This is a genomic window from Streptosporangium lutulentum (assembly GCF_030811455.1).
Classification (GTDB): Bacteria; Actinomycetota; Actinomycetes; order Streptosporangiales; family Streptosporangiaceae; genus Streptosporangium; species Streptosporangium lutulentum.
The window spans coordinates 8520937-8546465 of sequence record NZ_JAUSQU010000001.1 but is presented as its reverse complement, the minus strand read 5'-3'; the positions used below and the strand labels follow the sequence as shown (position 1 = coordinate 8546465).

24 protein-coding genes and 1 pseudogene are annotated in these 25529 nt (G+C 69.1%); 16 read left to right on the top strand and 9 right to left on the bottom strand.

All coding sequences use genetic code 11. The annotated features are described in order from the left end of the window. Positions 1-46: 46 nt before the first annotated feature. Positions 47-1270 (bottom strand): helix-turn-helix domain-containing protein, encoded by a 1224-nt coding sequence (locus tag J2853_RS38565; RefSeq protein WP_307566086.1) that lies wholly within the window; start codon positions 1268-1270, stop codon positions 47-49. 1126 nt (positions 1271-2396) lie between these two features. On the opposite strand from J2853_RS38565, the gene J2853_RS38560 reads away from it, so the two are divergent. Then, the gene (locus J2853_RS38560; protein ID WP_307566084.1) at positions 2397-2909 is read left to right on the top strand and encodes an ATP-binding protein; all 513 of its coding nucleotides are present in this window, start codon (positions 2397-2399) and stop codon (positions 2907-2909) included. Positions 2910-2929: 20 nt separating this feature from the next. Here the strand turns inward: J2853_RS38560 and J2853_RS38555 are convergent, their stop codons facing one another. Continuing rightward, the gene (locus J2853_RS38555) at positions 2930-3679 is read right to left on the bottom strand and encodes a GNAT family N-acetyltransferase (RefSeq protein WP_307566083.1); all 750 of its coding nucleotides are present in this window, start codon (positions 3677-3679) and stop codon (positions 2930-2932) included. A gap of 737 nt (positions 3680-4416) precedes the next feature. Between J2853_RS38555 and J2853_RS38550 the strand changes: the two genes are divergently transcribed. Continuing rightward, a complete protein-coding gene (locus J2853_RS38550) occupies positions 4417-5313 on the top strand; it encodes a glycoside hydrolase family 16 protein (protein ID WP_307566081.1) in 897 nt (298 codons plus the stop codon). 20 nt (positions 5314-5333) lie between these two features. Here the strand turns inward: J2853_RS38550 and J2853_RS38545 are convergent, their stop codons facing one another. The 4 genes from J2853_RS38545 to J2853_RS38530 form a co-directional block, all read right to left on the bottom strand. Continuing rightward, positions 5334-6185 carry an LLM class flavin-dependent oxidoreductase gene (locus J2853_RS38545; RefSeq protein WP_307566080.1) on the bottom strand — a complete coding sequence of 284 codons (852 nt, stop codon included), beginning with the start codon at positions 6183-6185 and terminating at the stop codon, positions 5334-5336. Positions 6186-6210: 25 nt separating this feature from the next. Next, on the bottom strand, positions 6211-6471 hold the full coding sequence (locus J2853_RS38540; RefSeq protein WP_307566079.1) for a hypothetical protein: 261 nt from the start codon (positions 6469-6471) through the stop codon (positions 6211-6213). Between the two features lie 104 nt (positions 6472-6575). Further along, positions 6576-6869: a DUF6204 family protein gene (locus J2853_RS38535; protein ID WP_307566077.1), complete on the bottom strand. Its 294-nt coding sequence runs from the start codon at positions 6867-6869 to the stop codon at positions 6576-6578. Continuing rightward, the gene (locus tag J2853_RS38530; RefSeq protein ID WP_307566075.1) at positions 6857-7510 is read right to left on the bottom strand and encodes a TetR/AcrR family transcriptional regulator; all 654 of its coding nucleotides are present in this window, start codon (positions 7508-7510) and stop codon (positions 6857-6859) included. Before J2853_RS38530 ends, J2853_RS38535 begins: the two co-directional genes overlap by 13 nt. Before the next feature lie 365 nt (positions 7511-7875). On the opposite strand from J2853_RS38530, the gene J2853_RS38525 reads away from it, so the two are divergent. The 3 genes from J2853_RS38525 (at position 7876) to thrS (ending at position 10527) form a co-directional block, all read left to right on the top strand. After that, a complete protein-coding gene (locus J2853_RS38525; RefSeq protein WP_307566073.1) occupies positions 7876-8427 on the top strand; it encodes an RNA polymerase sigma factor in 552 nt (183 codons plus the stop codon). Then, positions 8424-9290, top strand: coding sequence for a hypothetical protein (locus J2853_RS38520; protein WP_307566071.1), 867 nt, complete (start codon positions 8424-8426; stop codon positions 9288-9290). The genes J2853_RS38525 and J2853_RS38520 overlap by 4 nt, the downstream gene beginning before the upstream one ends. 106 nt (positions 9291-9396) lie before the next feature. Then, positions 9397-10527, top strand: a complete 1131-nt coding sequence (gene thrS / locus J2853_RS38515) for a threonine--tRNA ligase (protein WP_370879485.1) — start codon at positions 9397-9399, stop codon at positions 10525-10527. 200 nt (positions 10528-10727) lie between these two features. Here the strand turns inward: thrS and J2853_RS38510 are convergent, their stop codons facing one another. After that, on the bottom strand, positions 10728-11510 hold the full coding sequence (locus J2853_RS38510; protein ID WP_307566069.1) for a neutral zinc metallopeptidase: 783 nt from the start codon (positions 11508-11510) through the stop codon (positions 10728-10730). A 532-nt stretch (positions 11511-12042) separates the two neighbouring features. On the opposite strand from J2853_RS38510, the gene J2853_RS38505 reads away from it, so the two are divergent. The 6 genes from J2853_RS38505 (at position 12043) to J2853_RS38480 (ending at position 17467) form a co-directional block, all read left to right on the top strand. Then, positions 12043-13269 carry an MFS transporter gene (locus J2853_RS38505; protein ID WP_307566067.1) on the top strand — a complete coding sequence of 409 codons (1227 nt, stop codon included), beginning with the start codon at positions 12043-12045 and terminating at the stop codon, positions 13267-13269. Positions 13270-13359: 90 nt separating this feature from the next. Then, complete coding sequence (locus J2853_RS38500) at positions 13360-13971, top strand: TetR/AcrR family transcriptional regulator (protein WP_307566065.1); 612 nt, start codon at positions 13360-13362, stop codon at positions 13969-13971. A 222-nt stretch (positions 13972-14193) separates the two neighbouring features. Further along, positions 14194-14706, top strand: a complete 513-nt coding sequence (locus J2853_RS38495) for a hypothetical protein (protein ID WP_307566064.1) — start codon at positions 14194-14196, stop codon at positions 14704-14706. Beyond that, on the top strand, positions 14707-15624 hold the full coding sequence (locus J2853_RS38490) for an oxidoreductase (protein ID WP_307566062.1): 918 nt from the start codon (positions 14707-14709) through the stop codon (positions 15622-15624). A 227-nt stretch (positions 15625-15851) separates the two neighbouring features. Continuing rightward, on the top strand, positions 15852-16391 hold the full coding sequence (locus J2853_RS38485; RefSeq protein WP_307566060.1) for an RNA polymerase sigma factor: 540 nt from the start codon (positions 15852-15854) through the stop codon (positions 16389-16391). 2 nt (positions 16392-16393) lie between these two features. Then, a complete protein-coding gene (locus J2853_RS38480) occupies positions 16394-17467 on the top strand; it encodes an LCP family protein (RefSeq protein WP_307566059.1) in 1074 nt (357 codons plus the stop codon). 155 nt (positions 17468-17622) lie between these two features. Here the strand turns inward: J2853_RS38480 and J2853_RS38475 are convergent, their stop codons facing one another. Beyond that, entirely contained in the window at positions 17623-18039 is a 417-nt protein-coding gene (locus J2853_RS38475) for a hypothetical protein (protein WP_307566058.1), read from the bottom strand. A gap of 271 nt (positions 18040-18310) precedes the next feature. Continuing rightward, positions 18311-18865 (bottom strand): ArsR/SmtB family transcription factor, encoded by a 555-nt coding sequence (locus J2853_RS38470; protein ID WP_307566056.1) that lies wholly within the window; start codon positions 18863-18865, stop codon positions 18311-18313. A gap of 76 nt (positions 18866-18941) precedes the next feature. Here J2853_RS38470 and J2853_RS38465 point away from each other — a divergent pair, with 76 nt between their 5' ends. The 5 genes and pseudogenes from J2853_RS38465 (at position 18942) to boxB (ending at position 25504) form a co-directional block, all read left to right on the top strand. Next, a complete protein-coding gene (locus tag J2853_RS38465) occupies positions 18942-20219 on the top strand; it encodes an MFS transporter (RefSeq protein ID WP_307566054.1) in 1278 nt (425 codons plus the stop codon). A gap of 199 nt (positions 20220-20418) precedes the next feature. Beyond that, on the top strand, positions 20419-21918 hold the full coding sequence (locus tag J2853_RS38460; protein ID WP_307566052.1) for a hypothetical protein: 1500 nt from the start codon (positions 20419-20421) through the stop codon (positions 21916-21918). Positions 21919-21956: 38 nt separating this feature from the next. Beyond that, positions 21957-22244: pseudogene (locus J2853_RS38455) on the top strand (amidohydrolase family protein); the annotation flags it as partial. Between the two features lie 61 nt (positions 22245-22305). Next, complete coding sequence (locus J2853_RS38450) at positions 22306-24093, top strand: enoyl-CoA hydratase-related protein (RefSeq protein WP_307566050.1); 1788 nt, start codon at positions 22306-22308, stop codon at positions 24091-24093. 1 nt (position 24094) lies between these two features. After that, positions 24095-25504, top strand: coding sequence for a benzoyl-CoA 2,3-epoxidase subunit BoxB (gene boxB / locus J2853_RS38445; RefSeq protein WP_307566048.1), 1410 nt, complete (start codon positions 24095-24097; stop codon positions 25502-25504). The last annotated feature ends 25 nt before the right edge of the window (positions 25505-25529 follow it).

Below are 25529 nucleotides of genomic sequence, written 5' to 3'. Positions count from 1 at the left end.
GAGGGTCGTGTCATCATGATTCATAGAGTGCTGGAGATCGGATGCCTCAGAGGATATGCATGCGTACGCCAAGGCGGCGGATGCGTTCACGGTAGCTGTACCGCTCAAGGTCCAGCAGTGTTCGCACGGCTTGCTGAGCCACCGGGTGGTTACGGATGAGCAGGGGAGCAGCTTTCTCCGCGTGCTCCAGCTCGGCCAGAGCGGCCTCGCGCTTGCCGCACCACAGCAGCCCCCGAGCTTGGTCGAGATGGTGATATCCGACGCGGTTGGCCTGCAGACCTTTCGGGAGCCGGACCGCCTGTCCTCGGTGTACAGCCTGCGGTCCGTCACCGAGTTCGACGGCGATGGCGACGCCATGAATGTCGATGTTGGTCTGGTTGGTGCACAGCTCGTAGTAGTTGGTGCGCTGGCGAGAGCCGAGCCGGGTGACCGCTTCGCTCGCGAGACGGTGGCGTGACCACGCTTCATCGGCGTCGTTCTTGCGAGCTGCAGTGATCGCGGCTCGCAACTGGAGCCCGCCCCAGACAGCCAGTGCCTCCGGTTGGCCAGCGATGTATTCGTCATCGATGCTCGCGCACGCCGAGTCGAGCACAGCCAGCGCGTCGTTCCATGAGGTGCTGGACCACAGGTTCCGTATCCGCAGATAAGCAGACAGAGCTCCGTGATAGGGGTCTCCCGATCGCTCCGCGGCCCAGCGGATCCGGCTGGTGGCGATCAAGGAGAGGTCGGCGTAGCCCAGGTTGTAGGCCACCGAGTCCGCTGTCTGGTAGATGACCGAGAGCAGTCCGAACGCCGTACTCCGGTCAGGTTCGGGATAGAGATGGGTGGCCGCCTGAAGCTCGGAGAGCAGAGCCGGAAGGCCGTCGGCCAGCTCCGCGTAGCGGGCCTCTCTCCGTAGCCAGCTCGAGTGCTCGGTTGCGGCGCGGAGTTCGGGCAACGGCCGTACCTCGCCGACCCATTCGGGGTCGAGGTCGTAGCGCTCCAAGTGTCGGCGGATCTCGGGGATCGCCGAATGCCCGCGGTCCCCGGCAGGGGTGTCACCCCGGTAAGGGCGAGCGGTGAGCTCGTTGGGGTGCACGCGCAAAACACGGGCAAGGGTGTTGATCAGCGCGATGGAGTCCAGGGGGATGCTGTCGTTCTCGATCCCGGACACCCAGGACTGCGCGCGGCTGACGCGCCGGGCCAGCTCGCTTTGGGTGATGCCCACACGCTTACGAGCACGCCGTACGCGTGTTCCCACACTCTCCGCCGCCGGGTCTGAGTAGGCCATGAACTCAAAGTAACCCGCCATAACGCGCTTGGCCCCTACCTGCGCCAAAGTATCAACGGCACTGATGTCACTGCCTCTTCGTGGTCCTAGCTTCACTTTCCGTGAGGAGTAATGAACGCGGAGGCGACAGGAGACACCCCCATCACCTGGTCGCCACGACAGCCGAAGCGGCTGTCGAACGGCTCAGGCAGGAGCTTGGAGCACTGGGCGTCGCGACGGACGCGCACCACGGTGACGGGGTGGCGCTCCTGTCCGTGTGGATCGAACTTGTCGTGTGGTGTGACGGGCGCAATTACTGGTGGCGAGCCGGCTGGAATCCCGAACACAGGTGTGCCAACTATGCGTGGCACTCGGCCACGGAACCCGACCGAGCCGCTCGCCGGATCGCGCTCCGGCACACCGAACTCCGCGAAACACATCCGCTGTCCGAGCCGATGGCGGGAGCGCGCGGTGACCCCGTTTAACGGGTGTGTGAACCCGCACGTGGCGATTGATGCGCCCTGAGAGATGTGGCCTCTTACCCGGCCACCATCCGTGACACGAACGTGGCCGTTGACACCGTAGAAAACGGCTCTGCCAGGCGAATGGCGTCGCCCGGCAGAGCCTCGACCGCACTCTGGAGGTGCGACCTGTGTCCAACCCTAGTAGCGGCATCAGGATCATTCGGGTCCGTTGGCATGCCGAGCGACCGCCATCACCATTGGGTTGCCGGTGGTGCGGTCATCCCCCCTATACCCACGACGCCGTCAGCCTGCCGCACCGCCCCGACCACCTGTGGGACCAGCCCACCCCAGCCCAGACCCGTACCCGCATGGCGGCCCGCCGCCGCCTCGGCCTGTGCGGCCGACTGCCCGCGACCACGCCGGCCACCGTCACCGCGCGCCCGCCGAGGCTTCACCCACCCGCGGCCTCTCCCCCAAGCCGCGGACGCCACTCGCGACCGGCCATGACCTCCGCCGTGCCGTACGGACGAGAATCACCGCCAGGCGGGCACCCTCCGTTCGGCAGGCGCGAACCGTACCGAACGCGAGCGGCCACATGAGCCCGCCACCCGTTGAAGCAGACGCCGGGAGTTCAACGACCCGGCCAAGCAGTCTCAGCATCGCGATTGAGGGGAGTGACAACAATGGCGGCGCGACTGCTGTCCCTGCTCGTCGGCGCGTTCACTGATCGATTCCGGCCGATGACCACCGACACCACCGGCCCGGCTCATCCCGACAGGATGTGGCCACCGCGCCTGGGACAGACACCCATGATCTCCCAGCGCTTCACCGCCATACCCAGCCAGGTCAGGCCCGCGCGCACCTTCGTCGCCGAACTCCTCGGTGACGACCACCCCTGCCGCGACGACGCCATGCTCCTCACCAGCGAACTCGCCACCAACGCCATCGAACACCCCACTGGGCCGGCCGACAGACCCCAGGAATTCCTCATCACGGTCACCTTCGTCCTCAACGGCGTACTCATCACCGTCCAGGACCCCGGCTCCTCACAGATCCCCTGCCCCAAGACCACGGGCCCGTACGCCACCGGAGGCCGCGGACTCACGCTCGTCAACGACCTCGCCACCCGCTGGGGCTTCCACCGAGACTCCATCGGAACCGTCGTCTGGTTCGAACTCACCTCACCCGACGGCTGAGGACGGGGACACCCTGGAGGTCATCCTTCGAGCGCCATGTACAGGCGGGTTCCCTGGGGCTCGTAGCCGACGCGTTCGTAGACGCGGCGCGAGCCCTCACCCGAGTACTCCAGCCACACCGACTGTGCTCCCTGGGCGAACATGGTCTCGGTCAGTGCGGCGGTGACCGCGCCGGCGATGCCACGGCCGCGGAAGGCGGGGCGGGTGCCCACGCCTGCCAGCTCCGCGGTGCCCACGGCCGGTGCCGAGCAGGAGGCCCCACCGGCGCAGCCGCCGTCGGGGGCCCGGACGAACCGGACCGCCCCGCCGTTCTCCTGGGTACGGCGCAGCCGGGCCGCGCCTTCGGGAGAGGAGGTGAACACTCCGGCGAACGCCTCGGACAGGGCGGCGTCGATCGACGCGTAGTCTTCGTCCGTGGACGGGGTCTCCACAGAACCGGTGACCGGCGGCGTCGTCAGCGTGGCCGGGGTGCAGACCAGATACTCGTGGACCTCCTCCACGGTGAATCCCACCTCGCGCAGTGCGGGCTCCACGGCGGGCGCGGCATCCGGCGCGAATTCGAGCCGGGGCTTGAGACCGCGCTCTCGGAACGCCTCGATCAGCGCCGCGACGTCCCGGCCGGTCGGCCGAGTGCCGGGCATGGGAGTCGCGTAGTTGATGTACGGGCTGGTGGTGCCGGGGTCGAACCCCGCGACGAAGCCGCCGGTCTGGACGACCACGGGACGGCGACGGAGGTTGGCGACGGCGAAGCTCTGGACGTTGATGCCCACGGTGATGGTGACCTCACGTAGATGACACGGTGGAGCGCGTTCCCGCCGCACGGGGCGGATCGGTGAGCCGCGCAGGCTTGTCAGACCCGGCGTCGAGCCGGGGCCATCCCTGCGAACGGGGATGGGAGCGGTGCGTCAGGCACCGCGCGTGGGGCCGCCGTGAGACGGGCGTGGCACTGATGGGTGCCGGTGCTGCGAGAAGAGCAGACCGGTCAGTGCCGACGGCGGCCGCTGAGGGACGCCGAGACCATGGACTTCATTCCCTTGCCGTGTGTATGCGTGCTGCGAAACGCGACCAACATTCCCACAACACCCGAAAGGACACAACAGGAAAAAGTTCCTGGCATGCACCAACTGGTTGCGGATCTCTCGGTTCCGTCGGCATACTGTTCTCGCCTCACCATGATCATCATCTCGAATGAGGACCACCTGTGGTGAAACCGGCGGACGCCGGCGCGCTGGAAGAGGCGGCATCGCGTGGCGTCGGCCGCATCCCTGCCGAGTCGCCGGCCGCCGAAGCTCTGACGGCGGGCGGTCCACCCGGTGCCACCGCCGTACCCGGCACTCCCCGTGCGGACCCGCGACAAGGTGCCCCACGTGCTCAAGAAGGCCGGCACCCAGGTGTACGGCGGGCCGTACACGGTCCACAGCGCCCTGCCCTTTCCTGCGATCAGCCGACCGGCCTCATGTCGCACGCCGGCAACCGACCGATTTCAAGGATTGAAGAAAGGGAAGACATGTCCGAACAAGGAATGAATCGGCGTCAGCTCCTCGCCTCGGCGGCGGCTGTCGGCGGTCTGTCCATGGGGCTTTCACTCGTTCCCACCGGGGCGAGCGCCGCGTCTTCGGCCGCCAACCGTGGCCGCCGTGCCGAAGCCACGTGGGAGAACATCATCGAGAAGTCCTCCTTCAGCAGTTCCACGGCCTTCAACAAGGAGTGGAACCATCTCTATCCCTGGGACGGCGGCGCCGACATGCACAATGGCGCCGCCAGGATGCACGCCGGCCAGGTTTCCCTGGCTCAGGGCGTGCTGACCCTGACGGCGACCCGGCTGGCCGCGCCGGACGGGAACAGCACGCACAGTCCGTATGCTCCGCTGTGGTATCGCTCGGGCGCCGTCCACGCCAAGGAGCAGATTCTCATCAACGACCAGTTCCCCGAGTACGACATCGAGGGCGAGTTCCGTACGAATACCGGGCAGGGCATCTGGCCGGCTTTCTGGACCACCGGAGTCTGGCCGGCCTGGCCTCCGGAGAGCGACATCCTGGAGTACGTGGGTGATTCCACCAACCTTTTCAACACCCGGAACTCGGATGGCAACGGCGGTGAGATCGTCGAGCGTGAGACGGTCAGCGGCCACGACCCCGATGCCTGGCACAAGTACCGCGTCTGGATGACCAAAGAGGGCGACGACGTCCTGGTCGACTACTACTTCGACGGGGTCTGGAAGGCGACCCACCGGGGAGTCGGCTGGGCCGGTATCCCGCAGTCGCTCATCATCAATTTGCAGATGGGCTCCTGGGCCTCCGGAATCGAACCCGGCGATCCCGGCTGGGACGAGCAGCCGGGTCCTGCCGCCGACACCTATTTCCGCGCCCGCAACGTGTGGGTCGGTCGCACGCGCGCCTGGTGACGGGGGCAGGGGTCTGAAGATCAGGGGACGGCGTCGGCGATGCGGTCGACCTGGTCCACGTCGGGTGACCAGCAGTAGAGCATGACCTCGTCGGCGCCGACGTCGCCGTACGCTGCGACGGCCCGCCGGATCGCCTCCGGGGTGGTGAGCATCTCCTCGGCCACCTTGCTCGCGCCGTCCCCCAGGAACCCGTAATAGTCGCCGATGGAACGCCGCGCCTCGTCCAGGACCGGTTCGGGGCCGAGGGCGGCGTTGGCCTGGGCCACGAGCCGGGGACGGCCCGCGCGTCCGGCGGCATGCCACGACGCCTCGACGCTTCCGAAGAACCGGCCCATCCGTTCCGGCGGGAGGTGAGCGCCCAGGAGTCCGTCGCCCCAGCGGACGACGCGCTCGACGGTGGCGGGAACGAAGCCTCCGAACAACACCTCGGGGCCGCCCCGGCGGACCGGCGCGGGGCCGATCGGCCCGATGTCCTCGTACGGCCCGCCTTCCCAGAGGTGCCGGAGAGCCGCCATCTGCTCGTCCAGGCGACGCCCCCGGCTGTGGACGTCGACGCCCACGGCCCGGTAGTCGTCCTCGCGCGCGCCGACCCCCACGCCGAGGGTGAAGCGGCCGGCTGAGACCCGGTCCAGGGTCGCGGCCTGTTTGGCGAGCAGGGCGGTCGCGCGCAGGGGTGCGATCAGCACCTCGGTCTGGACGCGGATCCGTGAGGTGATCCCCGCGATGGCCGCCAGGGTGACCATCGGTTCGGGGTTGCCGTACATGATGCGGTCGAGCAGGCCCAGGGTCGAGAAGGGACCGGCCTCGGCGCGCCGGGCCCAGCCGAGCAGGGACACGGGGTCGCCCGGGGGCAGGCCGAGACCTACTTTCATGGGATCGCCCCCTCCAGGACAGGTCTCACAGGTACTGGCCCGCCTCGACGCCGTCCGGCTTCGACACCCGCACCGACACCACGTTGGCCAGGTTGACGACGATTCCGGTCACCTCGGTCTCAAGGCCGTATCTCGCCCGGGTCAACACCAGGCTGCGGTGCTCGTCCAGAGCACGGACGATCGCCTCCAGCGCCTCGGACTCCCCGGCGAAGTCTCCGCTCATCACGGAGACGTCTTCACCGCCCATCGGGTGAAATCGGATGCTCAGTACGACGTTGTCAGGCATGGTCTGCTCCTTTCGCCGTGGCCCGTAAGGAGTACCTGCCCAGCATCAGAACGCCGTAGACCTGCCGCAGGCGGGTGCCATCCACCTGACCTGCGGCGATGCCATCAGACCCGTCCCTTATGGCGGATCTTGATGGTGCGCATGTCCGTCACCGCGACGCGCAGAACCCGGTAGGGGTGACCGTACGCGTCCAGCGCCGCGATCGCCCGCCGGGTGGCCTCGTTCTCGTCGTCGTCCGGACCGGCGGGCACCTGGCAGCGGAAGGTGAACGCCGAAAGGGTCGCGTCGTGGGTGAACGCTCCGGCCTCGGTGAAGGCGGCTCCGCCCGCCGCCAGTACGGCGGCGCGACCGGCGTCGCTCAGCCCGTCGAACGTGCCCCGGATCGTCACTCTGAACATGGTGGTTCCTCTCGTACGGCATAGGTGAGGACCCGTTCGCCGAGCAGGTCCTCGATGATGTCCAGGAGTTCCAGCACGGCCTCGGCGATCGTGTCCGGGCTCTGCCCCGCCTCGACGCGTTTGCCGATCTCGGTGTAGATCAGCGAGTGGAAGCAGCCCAGCTCGTAGGCGACCACGCGGGGCAGCGGGTCGTCCGGCGCGACCCCGGTCTCCTCGGCGAGCACGGCGGTGAGCGCGTCGGTCATCTGCAGGGCGAGGTCTCCGAGCCGGGCCGTGAGCGTGGGGGCGGCCCGCATCATGGCGAAGACACGGCCGAACCCCTCGGTCAGTCCCAGCTTGGGGTCACGGTGGCGCACCTCCTCGCGCAGATGGGCCAGCACCGCCCGCGCGGCGGACTCGCCGGGCGGGCGGTCACGCACGATGTCGGCGAGCCGCTGCGGAGACGCCCGGTCCGGTGGCAGGACCAGGTCTTCCTTCGCCTGGAAGTAGTTGTAGAGGGTGTTGACGGACACCTCCGCCGCCTCGGCGACCTCGGCGACCGTGACGTGCTCGAAGCCTCGCTCCACGAACAGGCCGATGGCCACCTCGGAGACGCGTTGCCGCGTCTGACGCTTCTTCCGTTCTCGCAGCCCTTCGGTCATGGCAAGAAAGTTAAGCATCATCCAAACTTCAAGTCCACTTCAAAACTTAACTCCATTGCATTTTTCTCCGAGACGGACGGCGGGAGGCAGGCACCGCCACGACGGGCACGCGGGCCGGAGCCTCCGTGAACGCCCTGGATCACGGCCTGGAATACTGACCGCCGACCTGCGCATCCGTTGCTTCCCGCGTCGTCGCCACCGGGCCCACGTCCGGTGTTCCGATCCCCGCCCGCGAAGACGGCGGGCCCGCCGGTCAGGGGCCGGGCGTCGGCACGGTGCCGTACCGCGGTTGATCGAACCTGTCACGCCTGGAACCGGCCGGACATCTTCCTTCATGTGACATTTCGTACGGAAGGGACGACCACGTGGGACCCCCGGACCCCAGGCCGCGCTTTGAGGAGCTCTATACCGAGCACTACGCGGCCGTCTCCAGCTATGTCCAGCGGCGCACCGACCACCCGGACGACACCGCCGACATCATCGCCGAGACGTTCACGACCGCGTGGCGGCGGCTCGCCGACATACCCTCCGGCGACCAGGCCAGACTCTGGCTGTACGGCGTGGCGAGGCGCACACTGGCCAACCACCGTCGCGGCGAGTCCCGCAGGGCGGCCCTGACCTCACGCCTTCGTGAGGAGCTCACCGACTGGACCGACCCGATGACAAGCCTCGTGCCCGAGACGACGCGCGCGGCTTTCATGCGGCTGTCCGCCGACGACAGGGAACTGCTGTCGCTCGTCGGCTGGGAGGGCCTCGGCAACGCCGAGATAGCGAAGGTCCTGGGTTGCTCGCGCATCGCCGTGCGCCAGCGCCTCCACCGCGCCCGCAAGCGCCTGTCCACCGAACTGGCCGCCGACGACGGTGATCTCAACCGGTACGGCGCCCGCGCCGTCAGTCTCGCCAAGGAGTCCTTGTGAACCCGCATGCCGACGACGTCGTCAGGCGCCTCGCCCCCGGCCCCGGCCCCGGTCTGACCGCCGGCGCGCGGGAGACGATGTACAAGATCATGGATGAGGAGCCCGGCCCCGAGCCCCTCCGCAGGAGGCGGCGCCCGCTGCTCGCGCTGCCGATCGCCGTGGGAGCCCTCGCGGCCGCCGCGACCGTCCCCTTCGCCTTCGCCCCCGCCTCCGCCTCGGCGCTCGACATCAAGGAGGAAGACGGCTACTACCTCATCGAGGTCAAGGACCTGCTGGCCACGCCGGAGGTGTACGACAAGCAGCTGCGCGATGCCGGTCTCGACGTCAAGCTGCGACTCCTGCCCGCCTCACCGGGCCTGGTCGGTTCGCTCTCCTCGGCCACCAGAGCTGAGAATCCGGCCAAGCCGGACGGGATCGAGGTCATCGACCGGTCCGGAGACTGCGAACCGTTCCGCTGCTCCATCGGCATAAAGGTCCGCAAGGACTTCACCGGCTCGGCCGAGATCTTCCTCGGCCGTGAGGCCCGTCCCGGCGAGAAGTACCAGGCGATCACCGGCTTCGACGTGCCAGGCGCACCCATGCACTGCGTGCCGTTCCGCAACAAGCCCGTCGGCGAGGTGCGCGCCTTGCTGAAGGATCGCGGCCTGGACATCCAGGAGTTCACGATCACCGGTCCCACCCGGTGGGAGGGCACGGCACGGGACGAGGAGGTGGAGACCAAGGCTTCGGTGCCCGACTCGATGCACGTCGTGGATGGCTACCTGACGATGGCCGGCAAGGCGACGCTCCTGGTCAGCGACGTGGAGATGCCCGCCGAGACGGTGCGGACGCTGAACGGGAAGTACGGCTGCCCGAGCGGCTGAACGGCGGGCGACCGCGAAGGTGAAGGGGCCTCGCGTGGGACGGCATCGCCCTCGTACGGCGGGTTGACGCCGTACGGACCCTTACTGGCTGCCCGACGGCGCGGCGGTGCGTCACGCCCTGGAGGAGTACGTCCGCGACGCCGAGCGCCGGGCCGGCTACCGGCATGTGTACTCGCCCGTGCTGGGCAAGAGGGAACTGTACGAGATCTCCGGGCACTGGTCCCACTACAGCGAGGACATGTATCCCCCGATGGACCTCGGGGAGGAGCAGGTCGTCCTGCGGCCGAGCCTGTGCCCCCACCACGCGCTGATCTATCGTTCCCGTTCCCACAGCTACCGTGAGCTGCCCCTGCGGATGGCCGAGCTGGGAGGCATGTACCGCTCCGAGCTCTCGGGGGTGCTCGGCGGTCTGACCCGGGTGCGGGCGATCCAGCTGAACGACGCGCACATCTTCTGCACCCTGGACCAGGCCGCCGACGAGGCCCGGGCAGCGCTGGAGTTGATCCGCCGGGCATACGACGCCCTCGGCATCCGCCCTGCCCGCTACCGGCTCTCCCTTCCCGAGGCGGGCGGGAAGTACGTCGCCGACCCCGCCATGTGGCAGCGGGCCACCGCCCTGCTGACCGACGTTCTCGACGAGTCCGGCGTGGCGTACGAGGCCGCCGAGGGGGAGGCGGCGTTCTACGGCCCGAAGATCGACGTCCAGATCGCCGACGGCGCCGGCCGCGAGGCCACCCTGTCCACCGTCCAGATCGACTTCCACCAGCCCGAGCGGTTCGACCTGCACTACATCGGCCCGGACGGTGCCAAACACCGGCCGGTCATGGTCCACCGCAGCGTCATCGGCAGCGTGGAGAGGGCCGTCGCGCACCTCATCGAGCTGTACGGCGGCGCGTTCCCCGCCTGGCTGGCCCCCACCCAGCTGGTGGTCCTCCCGGTCTCCGAGGCCGAGATGCCCCAGGCCGCCGAACTCGTACGGCGAGGCGTCGACCGGGGACTGCGTGCGAGGGTCGCCGGCCCGGAACACGGCAGCCTGGGCGCCCGCATCCGGGCCGCCCGGCTCGTGCCCTACCAGGCGGTGATCGGCGCCAAGGAGGCCGCCGGCGACCAGGTCTCCCTGCGTCTGCGTGACGGGCGCCGCCTGGACGCCCGGTCCGGCACCGAGGCCCTGATCCGCATCGGCGCTCTCGTCGACGCTCACAACACCGACCTGTGGGACGCCGATATCAGCGTGTAGGGAACGGACGGCCGGCGGAGGTCGTCGCCGAGAACCGGCAGACCGGTCACCTCGGCGACGACCTCCGACCGTTCAGGCGCCCGCGCCACGAGGACGCGGGCGCGACACCGGCGAGTTCGGGGCGGAATCGTTCGACCGACCTCCCCGGCGGCGACCACGGGAGGTCGGGCTGGTTGACGCACAGGGACAGAGCCCGGTGGTCAGGCGATTTGCGCGGAGGATGCCTTCCAGGTGTTGCAGGAGCCGGGGTCGCCGCTCTTGAAACCGCGGTCGAGCCAGGAGGCGATGTTCTTGCCCTTGCCGTAGTAACGGGGCTTGGACCCGTAGTCGCCGTTCATCTTCATGAGTTCCATCAGCGCGGGCCAACCCTCGCTACCCTGGCCTGCCGTCTTCCAGACGCTCTTCAGAAAGACCGCCCCCAGGCAGCCTGACTGTAGTGACCAGCGTCGGTTCTGCTCAAGAAGCTCGGACTCACCGTTGTACGGCGCCTCGCTGAAGCCTGCCGTGATGCCGGTGATGTGCTGCAGATGTTGACTGTAGAGCCCGGCGGTGAACTGGAAATGGTAGATCACACGAGTCGCCAGGTAATACTCCTTGTCCGCCAGTATCGCCGCCGTCTTCGTCGCGGGGCAGTAGTAGGAGTAGAGGCCCTTCTTCAGGTTTCTACCGCAGAACCGCGTCGGCTTGGTGTAGACGACGAGTTTGACGGAGGTGAAGGGCAACTCGGCGCGCTTGAAGTGCGCCGACCATGACGCGTTCATGCAGCGCCACAGCGCGGTGAGCGTGCGCTTCGCGTCCGCGCTGCTGTCAGTACTGAGCGCACCATTGGAGCATGCCGAGGTTTTGATTTTTCCACTGTCATAAAGGCTGTTGTCGGTCAGAACAGGCGAGTCCCGAATGGGATAGGCCAGAGCGTCGGCCGTACCGGGAGTGAGAAGCACGACGATTAAACCTGAGGCCAACAGGGCGAGGGGTTTGAACACAAAAGATCACATTAGAGCAATCGCGCGGATCGCTGCCAGAACACGACAACGTCTGGCGTGCTTCTCACCTCAAGAATTGCCGTGGCCGCTCAAGACCGCACGAAAAAGGGGTTGTTGTGCGGGCCTCGCGCCGAGCCCGTGGTCCGCACCCGAACGCGGCGGCCGGGTGCGTATGCCTGACGTGGATCAAAGTTGCTATACCAATCTGTCTGATCGCTTAGGACAGGCGAATCCACCCACCCCGCCAGGCAGGAGTCCGAGGAGATCGCCCACTCACCCTCAAGGCACTCCGGGGCAGCCACGGACGCCCTTCCCGATTCGCGGCCCATGAGGGGAGAAGCTCATCGAACTGGGAAAACGAAGAGAAGTACCGGCGGCGAGCGCACGGAGGCACCCACGACGACGCATCGCCGTACCTCGGAGCCGGCCGCGCCCGGCGACCGTTCACCCCGTTTGACGAAGCTAGACAGGTCTGTCTATTGTGATCCGCGCACTAGACAGACTGGTCTAGGCGTTTCTTTCGGGGGTAGCTGTGAGCAGGTCCGTACACCGGCGGGGGCGCGATCTGATGGGGCCCGGCGCGTCTCTGGCGCTCCTGGCCTCCATCATCGTGTCCTTCCTGGCCGCCTCCAGCGCGCCGACGCCGCTGTACGCGCTCTACCAGGCCCGATGGGGCTTCACGCAGATCACCACCACGGTCGTGTTCGGCGTGTACGCCGTGGCCGTCCTGGTCGCGCTCCTCGTCTTCGGCAGGCTCTCCGACCACCTCGGCCGGCGCCCCGTGCTGCTGGCCGCGCTCGTGGTCCAGGCGGTGGCGATGCTCGTGTTCGCCACCGCCGGCGGCGTCACGGCACTGCTGGTGGCCCGGGTGGTGCAGGGACTGGCGACCGGGGCGGCCGTGAGCGCGATCGGCGCGGGCTTGCTGGACATCGACCGGACGCGCGGCACCGTCGCCAACTCCGTGGCACCCGGTATCGGCACCGGCGGCGGCGCGCTGCTCTCGGCGCTGATCGTCCAGTACCTGCCCGCCCCGTCCCGCCTGGTCTACCTGCTGCTGCTGGCGGTGTTCGCCCTCCAGGTGGTGGGGGTGGCGCTGCTGCGCGAGACGGCGTCCCCCAAGCCCGGGGCACTGGCCGGCCTCGTCCCGGAGATCGCGCTCCCGCGCCAGGTCCGCCGCCCCGTCGTGATCGCCGTCCCCGTGCTGTTCTCGGTCTGGGCCCTGGTCGGTTTCTACGGCTCGCTCGGCCCCGCGCTCACCGGCACCCTGGTCCACTCGCACTCGGCCGTCTACGGGGGGCTGAGCCTGTTCGTCCTCGCCGGTGTCGCGTCGTTGTCCGTGCTGTTGCTGCGTAACGCGCCGACGCATACCGTGCTGTACGTCGGGATCCTGGCCCTGGTCATCGGCGTGGGCATCACCCTCGTCTCGATCGCCGCGAGCTCGACGGCCGGCTTCTACGCCGGCATCGTGATCTCGGGCGTCGGCTTCGGCAGCGGCTTCCAGGGCGGGATCAAACTGGTGATGCCGCTGACCCGGCCGCACGAGCGCGCCGGCGTCCTCTCCCTGCTCTACGTCGTGTGCTACCTGGGCATGGGCTTCCCCGCCGTGGTCGCCGGAGTGCTCGTCGTCCACTCCGGCGGCCTGCTCACCACGGCTCGCGAGTACGGGATCGCCGTCATCGTCCTGGCCCTCGCGGCGCTGCTCGGCCTGCTGACCAACCGGCCGGCGAGCAGTCCCGTGCCCGCGGCGGCCCGCCCGTGACACCGGCGTCCTCCGTCCGCGCGAGGTCGTGGACGACCTGAAGGAGAAGCTCACAATAGACTAGACAAGTCTGTCTGAAAGGAGTGAGTCATGCCGAGGACCACGACCAAGCTGTCAGCCCGCGAGCGCATCCTGGCCGCCGCGAACGAGCTGTTCTACCGCGAGGGCGTGCAGACCGTCGGCATCGACCGCATCATCGAGCACGCGGGCGTCGCCAAGGCCTCCCTCTACAACACCTTCGGCAGCAAGGAAGAGCTCGTCCGCGCCTACCTCGAATGCCGCCGTGCCGGCGTCAACGAGCGCACCACCAGGGCCCTGACGCGTTTCCGCACCCCACGCGAGCGCCTGCTCGGCATCTTCGACGCCCAGGGCGAGCAGTTCACCGACCCCGCGTTCAACGGCTGCGCGTTCGTGAGGGCCGGCGCCGAGGCCCCGCCCGGCAGCTCCGTCGAGCGCGCCGCCGACGATTACCGGACCTGGGTACGGACCCTGTTCACCGATCTCGCCAGGGAGGCGGGCGTGGCCGACCCCGAGTCACTCGCCCGCCAGCTTCACCTGCTGTACGACGGAGCCGGTCTGTCGGCCCGCATGGACCGCGACCCGTCCGCCGCCACCACCGCCCGCGCCGCGGCGGCCACGCTCCTCGACGCCGCCCCCATGATCCCCACCCAGCGTCACCCGGACGGCCCTTCCGCTCAGTAGGACCGGTCCTCGCCGTCGTGATCCCCGGCCCGGGACGCGGCGGGGGAAGCCGGGTCTCTTTTCCTCCGCGGTCATGACGTGGGTCTCTTTCCCGCGCGGGTCTCTTTCCCGCGCGGGTCTCTTTTCCCGCGCGGTCATGACCTGGGACGCGTTTCGGCATCGCACTACTTGACGCTAAACGACAAGTACTTGATACTCGGCGTCAAGTAGAGAGGGGCGAGCATGGAACCGTGGCCCGACGAGCGTCGCGCCCTGGCCGAGGACCTCCGGAGGATCGTCGGCAGCAGGGTGCTCGATCCGCTGGACATCCTGCTCGGCGCGGACGACCCGTTCGGCGCGAGTGAGAGCGAGCGTCTCCGCGAGCGGCTGGAGGCCAGGAGCCGGGCCTGGGCCGACGTGCTGTTCGGCCAGGACGACCAGAAGGCCGCCTACCTGGCGATCCGCCTGGTGAGCGCCCTCTACCCGAGCGACGCGCCGTTCGATCCGCCCGTCGGGTGGTGGAGCACGCCACTGGGCCGGGCCGTCGCCAGGCGCGCCGGGCATCCGTCCGCGTCCGCGGTCCCGGTCTCGGTCGCCGCGGCGATGCTCGGCATCACCCGCCAGGGCGTCCACGACCTCCTGCGGCGGCGCAAGCTCGACCGCGCCGCCTCGGACGGCGGGGTCACCACGTCGTCGATCCATGCCCGCCTCTCCTCGCGCGGCGACCAGCCCGCGATCACCACAAGGAGGCCGTGAATGACCGTTTCCGCCGACAAGGATCTGCGCCTCGCGGACGGCTTGACCGTCGGACGGCTCGGCTACGGGGCGATGCAGCTGCCCGGCCCCGGCGCGTGGGGGCCGCCGCAGGACCACGGCACGGCGCTCGCCGTACTGCGCCGGGCGGTGGAGCTGGGCGTCACCCACATCGACACCAGCGACTTCTACGGCCCGCACGTGGCCAACGACCTGATCAGGGAGGCTTTACACCCCTATCCCGACGATCTGGTCATCGCCACCAAGGTGGGCGTGGTCCGTGACGAGTGGAAGGGCTGGGACGCCGCCGCGGAACCGGCGCGGCTTCGCGAGCAGGTCGAGGAGAACCTCGTCCGGCTGGGCAGGGACCGGCTCGACCTGGTCTACCTGCGGGTGGGCGGCGACGGGCTGCTGTTCCCCGATGACACGCCCTTCGCCGAGTCGTTCGGAGCACTCGCCGACCTGCGACGGCGCGGGCTGATCCGCCACCTCGGGCTCAGCGGCGTGACCACGGGCCAACTCGCCGAGGCCCGCGAGATCGCCCCCGTGGTGGCGGTGCAGAACCGCCTCCACATCTTCGACCGGTCCGGCGCGGACGTGCTGTCCGCGTGCGAGGCCGCCGGCATCGCGTTCGTCGCCTACTTCCCCCTCGCCGCCGGGATGCTCCGCCCCGGCCTCGACCTCTCGCAGGCTCCGCCCGGCATGGCCCCCTCTCCCGAGCAGCTCGCGGCGCTCGACGAGATCGCCGGCCGGTACGGCGCGACCCGGACCCAGACGGCGCTCGCCTGGCTGCTCGGTCACTCACCGGTCACCCTCGCCATCCCGGGCACCTCCTCCCCGGCCCACCTGGAGGAGAACCTCGCGGCGGCCCGCCTGAACCTCACCGGAGACGACCTCGCCGCCCTGGACAAACTCGCCTGACCGGAACCTCGGCGAGGCCGGCACCCGTCAAGCCATGACGGTGCCGGCCGATCCGGCCACCCAGGGAGCGACAGCGGTCCGGCCTTCCCGAGCCGGCCGTGAACCCGGATCCGGGTTCACGGCGATACATCCCTGACCGTGTCCCCCAGCAGAAAAAGGGTTGCCGCCATGCCATGGTGCCCTCGATGACCGCGTCACCCACCACGAGAATTCGTGATTCCGACATCGTGAGTGAATCACGGACAAACCCGGAAGCGTTCGCCGAGCTCTTCGACCGCTACTCGGACATGCTCTACCGCTACGTCTCGCGCCGGCTCGGGCCGGAGATCGCCGAAGACCTGGTGGGCGAGACGTTCCTGGTCGCCTTCGCCCGCCGGACGCACTACGACCTCACGTACACCGATGCCCGCCCGTGGCTGTTCGGCATCCTCACCAAGCTTCTCTCCCGGCACCGCCGCACCGAGGCCGCCCGTTACCGAATGCTCCAGCGCAATCCGGTTGAGGACGTGCTGGAGTCGCCCGCCGATCGGACGGCCGAGAGGGTCACCGCACACGCCTCGCGCCCGGTGCTCGCCAGCACGCTGGCCGCGCTCTCACCCAAGGACCGCGACGTCCTGCTGCTGGTCGCCTGGAGTGACCTGTCGTACGTGGAGGTCGCACGAGCCCTCGACATCCCGATCGGCACGGTTCGCTCCCGGCTCAACAGGGCCAGACGCAAGGCCCGCGCCGCGCTCGGCGACACCAACCCGATCAACGAGGAGGCGTGACCGTGGACGACCTGAAGCTGCTCCGCGACCTCGGCCGCGACCTGGAGCACGACCCTCCCGCCACGCTGGCCCACCAGCGGCGGCGGCTGCTCGGCGCCTCCGCCGACGCGGGCTCCCGGCGAACCCGCCGCCGGCCGATGCTCGGGCCGCTCGGCGTCTTCAGCGGCGCGGGTTCCCGGCGAACCCGCCGCTGGACGATGCTCGGACTGATCGCCACGGCCACCGCGGCCGTCGCCCTCGTCCCCGCACTGTTCCTGGGTGGGCACTCCCAGTTCGTGTCGGCCCCCGTGGGGGATCGCCCGGACAAGCGGACCGAGGCCCTCAACGTGCTGCTGATCGGCACGGACAGCCAGGTGGGCACGCCACGGTTCCGCCAGCCCAGCGCGCGAAGCGACACCATGATGCTGCTGCACCTGCCCGCCGACCGCAAGAAGATCACTGTCATCAGCATCCCGCGCGATTCGATCGTCCGGATCCCCTCATGTGGACAGGACATGCCCGTCCGAACCGACATGATCAACTCAGCGTTCATGACGGGCGGCCTGACCTGCGCCTGGAAAACCGTTGAGTCGCTGACGGGAGTGCGTGTCGATCACGCGATGGAGTTCGACTTCTCCGGCTTCACGGCGTTGGTGGACGCCCTCGGCGGGGTGGAGGTCAAGCTGCTGCGAGCGGTGGACGACCACAAGGCGAAACTGAGCCTGCCCGCCGGCGAAAGCCTGCTCGACGGCGAGCAGGCACTGGGCTACGTACGGACTCGCGCCATAACCGACGGCTCCGACGTGGGGCGGCTGAGGCAGCAACAGCAGGTCATGAGCGCACTGGCGAAGAAGGCGAAGCAACTACTGGTCAATCCGGCCCAGCTGCTCTCTTTCCTCACCGAGGCCACCAAATGGACAAAAACCGACTCCGAGTTCGACCTGGAGACGATGACCACGATCGCCGTCAGCCTTGGGAAGACCGACCCGGAGGACATCCGCTTCGTCACCGTCCCTTGGCGTCCGTACCCCGATGATCCGAATCGGGTCATATGGGCTCAACCGGCCGCCAAGCAACTCTTCGCCGCGATCAGATAGGAATCGCCGCCGCGCACGGAAGGTGGGTCATCCGCCCCGCGCCTTCCAGGGCGAGACGGAACCGGCGCGGCGGCTCCGGTGAACAGCCGGACCAGGTTCGGGGCCGGTCGAAGGCCACACGGGTGTCCGTGGCGATGGTCGACCGGCTCCGTCTCCTACCGGGCGGTCGGCGGCGTCAGGCCGTCAGGACCGGCGGGTGACCCGTGAACGGTGGCAGGACCGTTCTCCTCGTTCGTGGCGACGAATCCGACCGACCGCACATCCGCCGGTCGGCCCAGGTAGACGCCCTCCTGCCGGGGATTCACCAGGGCCGAGAACTCTCCGGCGCAGCCCCCTTCCTGGAAGAGCATGACCGCGTAGCCGGTGGGGTTGTCCACCCGGCGCGTGCGGTAAGGGGGATCGACCGTGACACAACCCTCGCGGACGATCACGGTGAGGGGTGTTTCCTCGTCGTCGTTCCACAGGTACATCAGGTCGGCGTCGGCGGCGGCCGGAGCCGTACCGACCACGGCGAGGAGCCCGCCGGCGAGCAGCGCGGAGGCCGCGAGCCCGGCGAGGCGGCGGTTGGACATGGAGGTCCTTCCTGAAAGGGGGAGGTGGCGGCGTCGGCGAGCCCTTCGCCATCCACTACGAATGGTAAATCATTGACTACTCTTGGTAGTCGAGAATGATGCGCCACCACCTCTAATGCCCACCCGACGGTGTCCGGCCCGCTCCATGGCGACGGTCCGTGCCTGCGGCACGCCCGGGATTCACGACTCGGCGGGCGCCCAGGTGACCCGGCTCGTCTCGCCGGCGGGACGAGCGCACCGGACGGGCCTCACTCGACTCGCCGGACGGGCCTCACTCGGCCAGCCGGTGCAGGATGACGATGCCGCCGTGCACGGGCTGGTCGAGCCGCTGGTCCTCGGTCTCGAGATACTCGTCGATGATCGCGAGGATGCGGCGGTCCAACGCCACGACGTCCTCGGGCGACAGGTGCAGCATGAACCGCGCGGACGTCTTCACCGATCCCGGCCCCGCCTCGCGCAGCTCGTCCTGGAACGCCTCGATCGGGGCGAACGCCGCCTCGGGCCCCTCACCGGACAGCGGGTCGTCCAGCCACCAGGATCGGCCCGTGGACCGGTAGGGCTTCTCCAGCGCGCCGCTGTCACCGGTCCGGACCGGCGCCTGCCGCAGGAATCCCGCGTCGACCAGCTGGCGGACGTGATAGAAGATCGTCCCCGGCTCGCTGCCGAGCCGGTCGGCCAGTTGCTTGTTCGTCAGCTCCTGCTGCGCGCACAGCCGCAGGATGCGCAGGCGCAGCGGATGCGCCAGAGCCTTGGCCTCGCGGACCGTCGCCGTGCGTCGTTGCCGCGGCCGGCCCGAAGACCGCCGCTCGCCGTCCTGATCCCCCATGGTCAGAGAGTAGATCATCGATTTAGATCTGTCACATCGATTTGTATTTTATAAATCGATCTGCCATCCTCAATCGATGGCGACCGATGACCGAACGCAGGCCGGCGAGCGGCGAGTGTCCCGTGCCGGCCCACCCCCTCTGGGAATCGCCTACTGGCGGCTGTGGACGTCGTCCGGCCTGTCCAACCTGGCCGACGGAATCTTCAAGATCGCACTGCCGCTGGTGGCCATCCGCTTCACGGACTCCCCCACGCTGATCGCGGGACTGACCTTCGCGCTGACGCTCCCTTGGCTGCTCTTCGCGCTGCAGGCCGGCGCGCTCGCCGACCGGCTCGACCGCCGCCGGGCGATGCTCTGCGCCAACACCGTCCGGGCGGTGCTGCTCGCCGCGCTCACGCTGACCGTCGTGGTCGGCATCGGCTCGATCTGGGCGCTGTACATCATCGCGATCTGCGTCGGCGTCGCCGAGACGGTCTACGACACCTCGGCGCAGTCGATCCTGCCGCAGGTCGTGTCGCGCGACCTGCTGTCGCGTGCCAACGGACACCTGCACGCCGCCGAGCTGGCCGCGAACCAGTTCGTGGGCCCGCCCCTGGGCGGCTTTCTCGTGGCGGCGGGCGCGGCGACGGCGTTCGCCGCGCCCGCCGCGCTGTGGGTGGTCGCCGTGGCGGCGCTGCTGCTCGTTCGCGGCCCGTTCCAAATCGAGCGCGACCGGCACACCACCATCCGCGGCGACATCGCCGAAGGGCTGCGTTTCCTCCTGCGTCACCGGCTCCTGCGGAACCTGGCCGTCATGGTGGGCGTCTTCAATTTCGCCTCGAACGCCACGTGGGCGATCCTCGTGCTCTACGCGGTGGGGCCCGAGTCCCCCCTGGGACTGTCCGACCTCGCCTACGGGGCGCTGCTCACCACCGTCGCGGCGGGCAGCGTGCTCGGCTCCATCGCCGCCGAGCGGATCGAGCACGCGCTCGGGCGCGCCCGCGCACTCGTCCTGACCGTCCTCGGCAGCGCGCTCCTCGTCGGCGCCCCGGCCCTGACCACCGATCCGATCCTGATCGGCGCCGCGTTCTTCGTCGGGGGCGTCACCATGGCCGTCTGGAACGTCATCACGGTGTCACTGCGGCAACGGGTCATCCCCGACCGGCTCCTCGGACGCGTCAACAGCACCTACCGGCTCGTCGCCTGGGGCACCATGCCACTGGGCGCCGCCGCCGGCGGTCTGCTGGCCCAGTTCTTCGGACTCCGTACGGTGTTCGTCGTCATGGCGCTGCTGACGCTCTCCGTGGTCGCCGGCATGGTGACGGTGACCGACAGGAACATGGACGCCGCCGAACGCGACGCCGACCACTCCTGAGCCCCGCCGACCACGTGAGCCGTCGCCGTTTCCCCAGCGGCTCGGGGTGAACGGTCACCGCGTCCGCGGCGAGCCCACGGCTCCACCTCCCGAAAACGGCAGGAATCAGCCGGATTTCCATGAACATGATCTTCTTCTGTGTCTACGGCGATAAGGTGCGGGTCGTTCTTACGGCGAAAAAAGGCGAAGGCGAGTCAAAGTGTGGCGGACACATCGGTTCTGGTTGTGGACCGCCGCGACCGTGCTCTGCCTGCTGCCGCTGACATTCAACCTGTGGTTTCCCCGTGACCTGCTGACCCTCAACCAATTAACCGTCGGAGAACTCCCGCGATGCCCGGGCTTCGAGGCGAAATACGTCATCGGGGGAAACTCGATCGTCTTGGTGCTCTGGGTCTTGAACATCCTGATGGTTCCTGTCGCGTTCGCGATGTGGCTGCTGGCGCGGGGACGGCCTGCCGGGTGGCTGGCCGGTCGGCTCGCCATCGCCTACAGCACCGTTCGAGTGGCGATCGACACGGCGTTCATCGCTCCCGACCTCCCGTTCAGCGAAGACTGCCGGCAGATGTGGAGCCCCCTCACGCCGTGGAACGTCGGTCTCAATCTGCATTACCTGTTCGTGGCGCTGCTGATCGCGATCGCCGTCAGAGGCGACGGGCCTCGCTCGGCGCGGGCTCTCACGGCGACAAGAGCGCTGACCGTCGTGACGGGAATCGCCGTACTGGTCGCGTCGACGGGGATCACCCTGCTGATCGGGACGGCCGGCGCGGACCGGGATCAGGGCATCCAGGCCACCGACGGCGGTATCGGCTCCGAGGAGTGCCACGACTGGACGATCGTCCACCGGGCCTACGGCGACACCGCGCCGCGGGATCGCGAGCGCGCCTTCCTCTGCCTGGCCCGCGACGGCGGTGGTTATGCCACCCGACTGGCTCAGTTGCCCGATCGCGAACTCCTGATTCGCGGCAGGGAACTGTGCGGGGTCGCTCACCTGCCCTCGACCGACCCCACGGCCAGAGAGCTGCTGGACCAGGCGGGCGCCTACGACTGGGGCTACTCGTTGATGAACGCCCTGGTCTTCCTCTGTCCCGATGCCGTGGGCCGTACCTGGCCCGAACTGGTGCTGTCGGAGGCCGAAATGATACAGCGGGAGAAGGACTACCAGGTCGAGCAGACCTCCTACTGCTCCGACCCGCGTGCGAGGCCGCGAGCCCACCGGCAGGCCACCACCGCCCTGTTCGTCGGTGAAGGCGGCGGCTACGGCATCAGCGACGTCGGCGTCGACGCCGGCGACGGGGTGGGTGCCGGCCTGGACGCCGCCTTCGACAACGGCGTGGCAGGCGCCGACGGCGACAGCGCGACCATCCTCACGGAGGTGGAGAACACTTTCGTCTGCGTCACCGTCAAGGCCTTCGCCAAGGCTCCGCCGATCGTGACCAGGGGCTGGGACAAGGTCGTCGAGACCGGCGTGCGCAGCCCCGGCGGTGGACTGGACCTGTGGTCGTGGGAGGAGATCGAGCCTCTGCCGGACCTGGCCGTCGCGGGGCCGGGCCGCTACCGGATCCGCGTCTCCGTCCGCAACCAGGAGCGGGCCGAACTGGACACCTCCGACCGGCCCGTCGAGGAGCATCTGGTGGAGGTGTTCCCCGGCAGGTCCACCGCGACGGTCACCCATCACCGCAGGCAGGCGTCGACGAAGTAGACCCACGGCACGTCGAGGCCGGACGTGCCCACGGCGGGCGCGGCTGGTGGTACGACCAGGCGGCCTTCCTGGCGATGATGCACGAGAACGTCTGGATCGAGCTGTCGGGGCTGCCGCCGCGAAAGCTGCCGGAGTACTACGCCAGGTTCGATCTCGCCCGGCTGGCGCGCAAGTTCGTCTTCGCCACCGACTGGCCCGGGGTGCCGGGGATCGCCCGCAACGCTCGCGCCCTGGGCACGCTCGGCCTGGACGACGAGACCCTCGGCCTGGTCCTCGGTGGCAACGCGCTGCGCGTCTACCCGCGACTAAGTACTACACACCCTTGACGGAACGGAGAAAAAATGTTGAAGATATAGGGAGACGTGCGCCGCTCTGGAGGTCGTGACCGTGTCCCAGACCGAGGTATCCGGAGAGACCCGCACCGCGCTGGAGGCCGTGGCCACGCCCCGGATCGAGGTGTCCTTCGACGTCGATCCCGGCCGCTACCGGCACCTCGCGCTCGAATTCGACGGTGAGATCGCCAAAATCGTGCTGCGGGTCGACGAGGAGGGCGGCCTGGTGCCGGGGTACGAGCTCAAGCTCAACTCCTACGACCTGGGCGTGGACATCGAGCTGTACGACGCGGTGCAGCGGTTGCGGTTCGAGCACCCGGAGGTCAGGGCCGTGGTGATCACGGGCGGCCTGGAGAAGGTGTTCTGCGCGGGGGCCAACATCCGGATGCTGGCCGGGTCGGAGCACTCCTGGAAGGTGAACTTCTGCAAGTTCACCAACGAGACCCGCAACGGCATCGAGGACGCCACCGCCCACTCGGGGCAGACCTACCTCGCCGCGGTCAACGGCACCGCGGCCGGCGGGGGGTATGAGCTGGCGCTGGCCTGCGACCGGATCATCCTCGTCGACGACGGCTCGTCGGCCGTCTCGCTGCCCGAGGTGCCGCTGCTGGCCGTACTGCCGGGCACCGGCGGGCTCACCCGGATGGTGGACAAGCGCGGAGTGCGCAAGGACCTGGCCGACGTGTTCGCCACCAGGAGCGAGGGCGTCCGCGGCAGGACCGCGGTCGAGTGGCGGCTCGTGGACGAGACGGTGCCGCGCAGCGGATTCGCGGAGACCGTACGGCGGCGCGCCGCCGAGGCCGCGGCCCGCTCCACCCGCCCGGCGGACGCCGAGGGGATCGCCCTCACCCCGCTCCGGCGGACGCAGACCGGCGACACGATCACCTACTCCACCGTCGGCGCCGAGCTGGACCTCGCGAACGGGCTGGTGGAGATCACGGTGTACGGCCCGCGTCACGACATCCCCGAGAGCCCGGAGCGGATCCACGAGCTCGGCGCCGGCTTCTGGCCGCTGGCGATGACCCGGGAGCTGGACGACCTGATCCTGCGGCTGCGCACCAACGAGCCGGAGCTGGGCACCTGGGTCCTACGGACGGCGGGGGACATCGACCGGGTGCTCGCCTTCGACCGGGTGCTCACCGAGCACGGCCGTACCGACTGGCTCGTCAACGAGATCCGCCACTACTTCAAGCGCACCCTCAAGCGCCTGGACGTGACGAGCCGCAGCCTGGTCGCGCTGATCGAACCGGGCAGCTGCTTCGCGGGACCGCTGCTGGAACTGGCCCTGGCCTGCGACCGCCAGTACATGCTGGACGGCCTGCCGGAGGAGGACGGGCCCTCGCCCACCGCGGGCGACGGGGGACGCGGATCCGTCCGAACCTCGCTCCCGGCGGGCGACGGGGAGCGTGAGCCCGCGCGGATCGTGCTCACCGCGAGCAACTTCGGCTCCTTCCCGATGGGCAACGGACTGTCCCGCCTGGCCTCCCGCTTCCACGGTGACCCCGGCCACGTCGCCACGCTCCACCCCGAGACCGGCAGGCGGATCGACGCCGCCGAGGCGCTGGAGCTGGGCCTGGTGACCTTCGCCCCCGACGACATCGACTGGGAGGACGAGGTCCGCATCGCGCTGGAGGAACGCGCCTCGCTCAGCCCGGACGCCCTGACCGCCATGGAGGCCAATCTCCGGTTCGCCGGCCCCGAGACCCTGGAAACCAAGATCTTCGCCCGGCTGACCGCCTGGCAGAACTGGGTCTTCAACCGTCCGAACGCCGCTGGACCGGAGGGCGCCCTGCGGCTCTACGGCACCGGCAGGCGGGCGGCCTTCGACAGGAGACGAGTCTGAGATGTCCATCGACTACACCGAGCGCATCCCCAACAACGTTGACCTGTCCGGCGACCGGCGGTTGCGGCGGGCGCTGGAGTCCTGGCAGCCCAGGTTCCTGCAGTGGTGGGGCGAGATGGGCCCCGCCCTGCCCACCCAGGACGTCTACCTGCGCACGGCCGTCGACGTGGGCCGGGAGGGCTGGGCCCACTTCGGCCACGTCGCGCTGCCCGAGTACCGCTGGGGGATCTTCCTGGCCGAGCGCGACCCCGACCGGCGCATCGCCTTCGGCCAGCACAGGGGCCGGCCGGTCTGGCAGCAGGTGCCGGGAGAGTACCGGGCCGAGCTGCAACGGCTCATCGTGGTGCAGGGCGACACCGAACCCGCCTCGGTGGAACAGCAGCGCCGGCTCGGGCTGAGCGCCCCCTCGCTGTACGACCTGCGCAACCTGTTCCAGGTCAACGTGGAGGAGGGGCGTCACCTATGGGCGATGGTCTACCTGCTGCACGCCTACTTCGGCCGCGACGGCCGTGACGAGGCCGACGCGATGCTGCTGCGCAACTCCGGCAGCGAGGACTCCCCGCGCATCCTGGGCGCGTTCAACGAGGAGACCCCCGACTGGCTGTCGTTCTACATGTTCACGTACTTCACCGACCGCGACGGCAAGTATCAGCTCGGCACGCTCAAGGAGTCGGCCTTCGACCCGCTGAGCAGGACGTGCGAGTTCATGCTGAAGGAGGAGGCCCACCACATGTTCGTGGGCACCACCGGCGTGGACCGGGTGGTCGAGCGCACCGCCCAGCTGATGCGCGAGCACGACACCGACGACATCGGCCGGTTCGGCGGCATCCCGCTCGACGTGATCCAGAAGTACATCAACTTCCACTACAGCGTCAGCCTCGACCTGTTCGGCGGCGAGACCTCCACCAACGTGGCCAACTACTTCACCGCCGGGCTCAAGGGCCGCTGGCAGGAGGAGCGCCGCAGGGACGACCACCTGCTGACCGAGGCCGTCGCCACCGTCCAGCACGTCGAGAACGGCCGCATCGCCGACCTCCGGCTCCCGGCGCTGACCGCGCTCAACGCCGACCTGCGCGGCGAGTACATCGGCGACTGCGCCACCGGCGTCACCCGCTGGAACCGCATCCTGACCGGCTACGGCGTCGACACGCCGCTGTACCTTCCGCACGTCGGCTTCAACCGGCAGGTCGGCGCCTTCTCCGGGCACCACGTCGCCCCCGGCGGGCGGCTCCTCGACCGGGCCGCGTGGGAGGCCGGCCGTGACCGCTGGCTGCCCACTCCCGGCGACAAGGCACATGTCCTGTCCCTGATGCGTCCCGTCTACGAACCGGGCAGGATCGCCGCCTGGGTCGCGCCGCCGCGCAACGGCATCGACAACCGGCCCCTCGACTACGAGTACGTCCACTTCTGAGGGCACCCGCCGTGGGGACGCCGAG